This window comes from Streptomyces sp. NPDC006207 (genome assembly GCF_040613835.1).
GTDB lineage: Bacteria > Actinomycetota > Actinomycetes > Streptomycetales > Streptomycetaceae > Actinacidiphila.
On the sequence record NZ_JBEXSX010000087.1, the window covers coordinates 25,093 to 32,247 of the forward strand.

The window sequence follows — 7,155 nt, forward strand, 5'->3', positions numbered from 1 at the left end:
GGCGTTCGCGGACGTGAAGCTTCCGTAAGTTAGGTGCCGGGGGCCGGATGGATGTAGGGTCCGCCGATCATCGTGCGGGCCTGGTCAGGGCCCGGTGGCCCGTCAGTCCCGCACCCCGGCCAGCACGTCGAGGGCGAGGGTGTCGTCGGCGTCGTGGGAGAGGGAGACGGTGACGCGTGTGCACAGGCCCGCGAAGCGGTCGCGCACGGCCCGGCCGACCTCCCGCGGTTCACCGTGGAGGGCGAAGGCGTCCAGGACGTCGTCGTCGACCAGCCGGCCCATCTCGGACCAGCGGCCGCGCACGGACAGCCGGTGCAGCTCGTCGTGGAGTTCGCCCCAGCCGTGGAGGTCGAGCACGGCGCGGTAGGCGGGCGTCGAGGCGTAGAACGCGATCCTCTCGCGGGTGGCGGTGAGGGCCGCGGCGTACTCCTCCTGCGTACGGCCGGTCGCGACCAGGGCGTTGCCCACCACGTCGAAGGGCTGCCCCGCGTGCTCGGAGGACTCCCTGGCCTTGTGCACGGCCGGGAGGGTCACCTGCCGCAGGTAGTCCGCGGAGGTGAGGGCGTGGCAGATCAGCCCGTCGGCGACCTCGCCCGCGACAGCGGTCATCAGGGGGCCGACGCCGGCGAGCCAGATGCGGGGCGGCCCGGACGGCAGGGGGCCCGGGTCGAACATCGGCGTCATCAGCGTGTGGGTGTAGAACTCGCCGCGGAAGCGGAGCCGTTCGCCGGTCTGCCAGCTGTGCCAGATGGCGCGCAGCGCGCCCGCGAACTCCTTCATGCGGGCGGCGGGCCGCGACCAGGGCATGCCGTAGCGGTGGGTAATGTGCGGCTTGACCTGGGAGCCGAGGCCGACGGTCATCCGCCCGCCGGAGAGCCGCTGGACGTCGTACGCGGCCGTGGCCACCGTCATCGGGTTGCGGGCGAAGGCGATCGCCACGCCGCTGACCAGGTCGGCCCGCCGGGTGGCGCCCGCGGCGAGGGCCAGCTGGAGGAAGGCGTCGTGCCGCATCTCGTTGACCAGCACGCCGTCCGCGCCGTGCGCCTCGGCGCGGGCGGCCTCGGTGGCGGCCCGCTCGATCCGGCCGGTGAAGGTGAAGTCGGCCTTGAGCGGCGGTGTCGGGGGCGGTGTCGGGGACGGGGTCGTCACGCGCCGGCTCCCCCGGCCGGGCCCGCCGTCTCGGTGAGCCGCGGCGGCGCGGCCTGCCGCCAGGAGTCGGCGACGATGTCCCGGAGCTCGTCCACGTCGTCCAGGGCGGCGAGCCGCACCCGCACCCAGTTCGATCCGGCCTCGTGCGGCGGCACCCAGAACTTCCCCGGCTCGGCCGCGATCAGCTCGCCCCGCTCGTGCATGGGGCAGCGCACGGCGAAGGACGTCTCGTCGTCGGGCAGCGTGAGGTACATCTTCCCGGCGACCCGGAACGTGGGCATGCTCCAGGCCTCCTTCTCCACCGTCTCGGGGAGCGAGAGGGCGATGCGGCGGACGTCTTCGGAATCGGGCATGCGACCACCGTAGCCATCGCCTCCGACAACGGCCGTGACGCGTCCCCCGGCCGCTCCGGGCCCCTCCCGCCCGGGGCTGAGTAGCAGGAGGAAACCTAGGTGTAGACTGTCCTTCCGCCGCATCGGGCAGGAGGTGAGCCGCGGTGACGAACGGACGGCACGTGTCGGGCCCCCAGGAGGACCAGCCGGCCTGCTCCATCGAGCGGAGCCTGCAGATCCTCGGTGAGCGCTGGTCCCTGCTGGTGCTGCGCGAGGTCTTCGCCGGGAGGCACCGCTTCGCCGAGATCCAGACGTCGCTCGGGATCGCGCCCAACCTCCTCAGCGCCCGCCTCAAGCTGCTCGTCGAGGCCGGGGTGCTGTGCACCCGCACGTACCAGGAGCCGGGCAGCCGGCAGCGGCAGAGCTACCACCTGACCGAGGCCGGGCGGGAGCTCGACCTCGTCATGGCCTCGCTGCAGCAGTGGGGCGACCGCCACCGGCCGCGCCCGTCCGGCCCCTCCGCGCGCCGGCGGACGCGCTCGACCGGCCACGCCGTCCACGTCGGCTTCCTCACCGAGGACGGCCGCGAGGTGCCCGGCACCGACGTGTCGATCGCGGTGACGCAGCCCACCGGGACGCCCTGACCGACCGGGCGGCCTGGTTCAGTGCAGGTCGGCCCGTTCGGCGGTGTCGTCCAGGAAGCCTCCGGACTGGTGCTGCCACAGCTTGGCGTAGGCGCCCTCCTCCGTGAGCAGTTCCTGGTGGGTGCCCTGCTCGATGATGCGCCCGCGGTCCAGGACGACCAGCCGGTCCATCCCGGCGACCGTGCTCAGCCGGTGCGCCACCACCAGCGCCGTCCGCCCGTCCATCAGCCGCCACAGCGCCTCCTGGACGAGGACCTCGCTCTCCGAGTCCAGGGCGCTGGTCGCCTCGTCCAGCAGCAGGATCGGCGCGTCGCGCAGGATCGCCCGGGCGAGCGCGACCCGCTGCCGCTGTCCGCCGGAGAGCTTGATCCCGCGCTCGCCGACCATGGTGTCGAAGCCGCCGGGCAGCGCGTCGGCGAACTCGGTGACGTGGGCCGCCAGGGCCGCGCGGCGGATCTCGCCCTCGGTGGCGTCCGGCCGGGCGAAGGCGATGTTGTCCCGCAGCGAGCGGTGGAACATCGCCGGGTCCTGCGGCACGTAGGAGATCAGGCTGCGCAGGTCGGCCTGGCGCAGCCGGCTGATGTCCTGCCCGCCGATGAGGATCCGGCCGCCGTCGATGTCGTTCATCCGCAGCAGCAACCGGGTGAGCGTGGTCTTGCCGCCGCCGGACCGGCCGACCAGCCCGATCCTGGCACCGCTGGGCACGGCCAGGTCGAGCCCCTCGAAGAGCGGCTCCGCGCCCCCGTGGGAGAAGGTCACGTGCTCGAAGCGGACGTCGGCGCCCCGGGACCGCAGCGGTTCCGGCGCGGGCGGGTCGAGCACGGTGGGCGGCTTCAGCAGCAGTTCGGTGAACTGCGCCGCCTCCGTCATCGAGCTCTCCAGGCGGCGGTAGATCTGGTTGAACTCGAACATGATCCGCGTCGCGTTGGAGTAGTACGTGAAGGCCACCACGACCGCCTCCACGCCGTGCGTGCCCGCACCCAGCGTGACCGCCAGCAGCAGGCCGAGCGCGTTGGTCAGCACCGACAGCGGTGCGACCAGGGTGTCGATGCGCAGGTTGCCGTAGTCCCACGACTTGAGCGTGAGCCTTCGCGACTCGGCGACACGGGAGCGGTGCTCGGCGGCCTCGCGTTCCTCCGCGGCGAACGCCCGGACCGTGTCCATGTTCATCAGGCTGTCGGCAACGTGCCCGGACACCCGGGCGATCGCCTCCTCGCGCCGGCGGACGAGCACCTGGCGCCGGCGGATGAGGGGCGCCACGCACAGCGCCGTCACCGCGATCATCGCCAAGAGGCCGACGACCAGCAGCGGTTCGTAGGCCCACAGCACCACCGACCCGAACAGCAGCGGGACGAAGCTGCCCAGGACGCTGAAGGTCAGCGTGTCGACGAACTCCTCGAAGCGCGAGGCGAAGCTCAGCACCCGCTTGGTGAGGGACCCCGCGAAGTTGTCGTGGAAGAACGACGCGTCCTTGGCGAACAGCTCGTCCATCCCGACCACGTACAGGTGCTCGATGCCGCGGGCGTCGAGGCGGTTCAGGCAGTGCAGGCCGATGCGCCACAGCGTCTCCGCGAGCAGCAGCACGCCGGCGAAGGCCAGGACGTAGGGGAGGGTCGAGCCGATGCCGGGAGCGGTGCCGTCGACGAAGCCGCCGACGAGCTTCGCGACGATCAGCGGTGCGACGTAGTTGATGCCGATGTTGCCGAGGGCCGGCGACAGCATCGCCGGAAGCGTCAGCCACCGGAACCGGGCCAACTCCCCTCCGTAGTAGCGCAGTGCCAGGAGCACCGGGCCCCTGGCCGGCCGGAACCTGCGTGATTCAGGCGATCCCATCTCCACCCTGTGGTGTCGTGCGGCGTGCTGCCGCGAGCTTCTCCGGGAGGTGCCGCTGCCGCCGTGGCGGTACGGCGGCGCCGAGGTGCGCATGAGTGGGCGGTCCGGAAGTGGCAGTGTCCCGCGGCGGCCCACGTGGAGTCCAAGCGTTTTCCGGCCCGGTGGCACGGCGCACGGAGGCGTCCCGGCGCACGCGCGCGGCCCCCGGCGGCCGGGGGCGGCGCGGGCCCGCCCGGGGGACGGCCGGCCGGGGTCGTACCGCTCCGGCCGCGCCTCATGTGCCGCAAACGCAACCAGCGGGTTTGTCATGAATGACAAACCCGCTGGTCGACACCGTCGGGACGACAGGATTTGAACCTGCGACCCCTTGACCCCCAGTCAAGTGCGCTACCAAGCTGCGCCACGTCCCGGTGTCGCTTTCGTCCCGGGCTTCCCGCCCGGCCGACCGCGCACGAGAACAATACCGCACGTCGTCGGGTGCTCGCTCGCACCATTCCCGCAGCACGCCGGGCGCCGCCGCGACGGGGTACCCGGCCCGGGATGAGTAGCCGTACTCATGTGGCGCGGGCCACGACGGCCGATGCTTCGGTCATGGCGAATCCGATCCAGCAGCAGACGACCGCGGCCTTCTCGGCCCAGGCCGCGATCTCGTTCGCCGTCGCCCTCGGGGCGATGGTCGTGGGCATCGCCTACCTGCCGGTCGGCCCGTGGGTGCGGGCCTTCCTGGCGGTGGGGCTGCTCTACGTGGTGACCTCGGCGTTCACGCTCGCCAAGGTCGTCCGCGACCGGCAGGAGGCCGGCCAGGTGACGAGCCGGGTGGACCAGGCCCGGCTGGACAAGCTGCTGGCCGAGCACGACCCGTTCAAGGTCGACGGGGTGTAGCCGACTCGTCGCCCAGCAGGTAGCGCGCGCCGGGGCCCTTGGCGGCGGCGGTGTCGTCCGGGTTGTACAGGGCGCACTTGCGCAAGGAGAGGCAGCCGCAGCCGATGCAGCCGGTGAGGTTGCCCTTGAGCCGTTCGAGCTCCGCGATCTGCTCGTCGATGCGGCGGGTCCAGGTGCGGGCGACGGTGTTCCATTCGGCGGCGCTGGGGGCACGGTCCTCGGGGAGCCTGGCGAGGGCCGCGCCGGCCTCCTCCAGCGACAGGCCGACGCGCTGGGCGGCCCGGATGAAGGCGACACGGCGGAGCGTGGCGCGGGCGTAGCGGCGCTGCCCGCCGGCGGTGCGCTCGGAGCGGATGAGGCCGAGCTCCTCGTAGTAGCGCAGGGCCGAGGTGGCCAGGCCGCTGCGGGCGGCGAGCTCACCGATGGCCAGGCGGTCGCGGCGCGGTGCGGGGTCGCTCATGGGCCCGAGGGTACCGCTTGACCTCAAGCCGACTTGAAGTTGCACCATCCCCATATGACTCCGACCAGCACGGACACCGCGTACGGCTACGACGACCTGCGGCGGCTGATGTCGCTCATGACCGGCGACGAGAAGCACGGGCCCGCCGCCACCTCAACCCTCGACGTGTTGTGGGTGCTCTACGACCGCGTGCTGCGGGTGACCCCGGGGACCTCTGAGGACGCCGGGCGGGACCGTTTCCTGCTCTCCAAGGGCCACGGCCCGATGGCGTACTACGCGGTCCTCACCGCCAAGGGCTTCGTCCCGGAGGAGTGGCTGCCGGGCTTCGGCTCCTTCGGGTCGCCGCTCGGTCACCACCCGGACCGTGTGCTCGTGCCGGGCGCCGAGATCGGCTCCGGCTCACTCGGCCACGGCCTGCCGATCGCCGTGGGCAGCGCCCTGGGCCTGCGGGCGCAGGGCCTGACCGACGCCGCGGTGTGGGTGCTGGTCGGCGACGCCGAACTGGACGAGGGCAGCAACCACGAGGCCGTCGCCTTCGCCGGCGCCGTCGGCCTGGAGGGCCTGCACGTCGTCGCGGTCGACAACACCTCCGCCACCTATCGGCGCCCCGGCGGTCCCGCCTCGCTCTTCGCCGCCGAGGGCTGGTCCGTGGCCACCGTCGACGGCCGTGACCACGAAGCCCTGTACGAGGCGTTCACCATGCCCCACCCCGGACGGCCGCACGCCGTCGTCGCCCGTGTCGAGTCCAAGCGCTGACCGCCGCCCCGAGCCGAGGAGACCTTCCCGTGGACACCATGCGTGAACGCTTCACCACCATCGCCGGACGCCTGCTGGAGGACGACCCCCGTCTGGCCGTCGTGCTGGCGGTCATCTCCGGGGACCGCTTCACCGACGCCGCCCGCGCCCACCCCGACCGGGTGATCGACGTCGGCATCCGCGAGCAGCTGCTGGTCAGCGTCGCGGGCGGGCTGGCGCTGACCGGGCTGCGGCCGATCGTCCACACCTTCGGCAGCTTCCTGGTGGAACGCCCCTTCGAGCAGGTCAAGCTGGACCTGGGGCACCAGGGCGCGGGCGCGGTGCTGGTCAGCGCGGGCGCCTCGTACGACATCGCCGCGGGCGGCCGGACCCACCAGGCCCCCGGTGACGTCGCCCTGCTGGACACCCTCGACGGCTGGACCGTGCACGTGCCCGGCCACCCCGACGAGGCCGAGGCCCTGGTCCGGCACGCGGCGGCCGACGACGACAACCGGGTCTACGTGCGGCTCAGCGAGCAGTCCAACCGCACCGCACGGCCGGTCTCGCCGGGCCGGTTCCGGGTGCTGCGCGAGGGCCGGGCGGGCGTGGTCGTCGCCGTGGGCCCGCTCCTGGACGCCACGCTGGCGGCGGTCGCGGACATGGACGTGACCGTGCTGTACGCCTCCACGGTGCGCCCCTTCGACGCGTCCGGGCTGCGGGCGGCCGTCGCGGGCACGGACGCGGCGGACGTGGTGCTCGTCGAGCCGTACCTGGCGGGCACCTCGGCGCCCTTCGCCGCCGAGGCCCTGCTCGACCTGCCCCACCGCGTCCTGGCCCTGGGCACCGCCCGCGCGGAGCTGCGCCGCTACGGCACCTGGCAGGAACACGTTGCGGCGCACGGCCTGGACGCCGCCGGGCTGCGGGCACGCATCGGGGGCTTCCTGGCGGGCTCCCGCCGCACAGCGGGCCTCGCGGGCTCGGGCGTCCGCTAGCTCCGGGCGTCCGCTAGGGCGTGTCTGATGAACAGCGCCGTCCGCCCGGAGGGCGGGGCTCGTGGCGGCTGGTGCGTGCTATCGCAAGGCGGAGGATCGGCCTCGTACTGGACGTACGTGGACGACTC

The 7,155-nt window shown here is 73.2% G+C and carries 8 protein-coding genes and 1 tRNA gene; 4 read left to right on the plus strand and 5 right to left on the minus strand.

What is annotated here, in order from left to right:
* Positions 1 to 102 precede the first annotated feature (102 nt).
* Both ABZ312_RS40925 and ABZ312_RS40930 read right to left on the minus strand, forming a co-directional pair.
* Positions 103 to 1,149 (minus strand): TIGR03617 family F420-dependent LLM class oxidoreductase, encoded by a 1,047-nt coding sequence (locus ABZ312_RS40925; protein WP_500439889.1) that lies wholly within the window; start codon positions 1,147 to 1,149, stop codon positions 103 to 105.
* Positions 1,146 to 1,502: an MmcQ/YjbR family DNA-binding protein gene (locus ABZ312_RS40930; RefSeq protein WP_499515277.1), complete on the minus strand. Its 357-nt coding sequence runs from the start codon at positions 1,500 to 1,502 to the stop codon at positions 1,146 to 1,148. Before ABZ312_RS40930 ends, ABZ312_RS40925 begins: the two co-directional genes overlap by 4 nt.
* 143 nt (positions 1,503 to 1,645) lie before the next feature.
* Between ABZ312_RS40930 and ABZ312_RS40935 the strand changes: the two genes are divergently transcribed.
* Positions 1,646 to 2,125, plus strand: a complete 480-nt coding sequence (locus ABZ312_RS40935; protein ID WP_500323929.1) for a winged helix-turn-helix transcriptional regulator — start codon at positions 1,646 to 1,648, stop codon at positions 2,123 to 2,125.
* A gap of 18 nt (positions 2,126 to 2,143) precedes the next feature.
* On the opposite strand, the gene ABZ312_RS40940 is transcribed toward ABZ312_RS40935, so the two are convergent.
* Entirely contained in the window at positions 2,144 to 3,958 is a 1,815-nt protein-coding gene (locus ABZ312_RS40940; RefSeq protein ID WP_500323928.1) for an ABC transporter ATP-binding protein, read from the minus strand.
* Between the two features lie 336 nt (positions 3,959 to 4,294).
* Positions 4,295 to 4,368 (minus strand) — tRNA-Pro (locus ABZ312_RS40945).
* Between the two features lie 181 nt (positions 4,369 to 4,549).
* Between ABZ312_RS40945 and ABZ312_RS40950 the strand changes: the two genes are divergently transcribed.
* Positions 4,550 to 4,840 (plus strand): YiaA/YiaB family inner membrane protein, encoded by a 291-nt coding sequence (locus ABZ312_RS40950; RefSeq protein WP_500323927.1) that lies wholly within the window; start codon positions 4,550 to 4,552, stop codon positions 4,838 to 4,840.
* Here ABZ312_RS40950 and soxR read toward each other — a convergent pair.
* Positions 4,821 to 5,300: a redox-sensitive transcriptional activator SoxR gene (gene soxR / locus ABZ312_RS40955; RefSeq protein WP_500323926.1), complete on the minus strand. Its 480-nt coding sequence runs from the start codon at positions 5,298 to 5,300 to the stop codon at positions 4,821 to 4,823. The two genes, ABZ312_RS40950 and soxR, sit on opposite strands and share 20 nt — an antisense overlap.
* 54 nt (positions 5,301 to 5,354) lie before the next feature.
* On the opposite strand from soxR, the gene ABZ312_RS40960 reads away from it, so the two are divergent.
* Positions 5,355 to 6,056, plus strand: a complete 702-nt coding sequence (locus tag ABZ312_RS40960) for a thiamine pyrophosphate-binding protein (protein WP_500323925.1) — start codon at positions 5,355 to 5,357, stop codon at positions 6,054 to 6,056.
* Between the two features lie 29 nt (positions 6,057 to 6,085).
* Complete coding sequence (locus tag ABZ312_RS40965; protein ID WP_500323924.1) at positions 6,086 to 7,027, plus strand: transketolase family protein; 942 nt, start codon at positions 6,086 to 6,088, stop codon at positions 7,025 to 7,027.
* The last annotated feature ends 128 nt before the right edge of the window (positions 7,028 to 7,155 follow it).

Coding starts and splice junctions, on each gene's coding strand:
- ABZ312_RS40940 (WP_500323928.1), bottom strand. CDS start 3,958: ATGGGATCGCCTGAATCACGCAGGTTCCGGCCGGCCAGGGGCCCGGTG.
- ABZ312_RS40950 (WP_500323927.1), top strand. CDS start 4,550: ATGGCGAATCCGATCCAGCAGCAGACGACCGCGGCCTTCTCGGCCCAG.
- ABZ312_RS40960 (WP_500323925.1), top strand. CDS start 5,355: ATGACTCCGACCAGCACGGACACCGCGTACGGCTACGACGACCTGCGG.
- soxR (WP_500323926.1), bottom strand. CDS start 5,300: ATGAGCGACCCCGCACCGCGCCGCGACCGCCTGGCCATCGGTGAGCTC.
- ABZ312_RS40930 (WP_499515277.1), bottom strand. CDS start 1,502: ATGCCCGATTCCGAAGACGTCCGCCGCATCGCCCTCTCGCTCCCCGAG.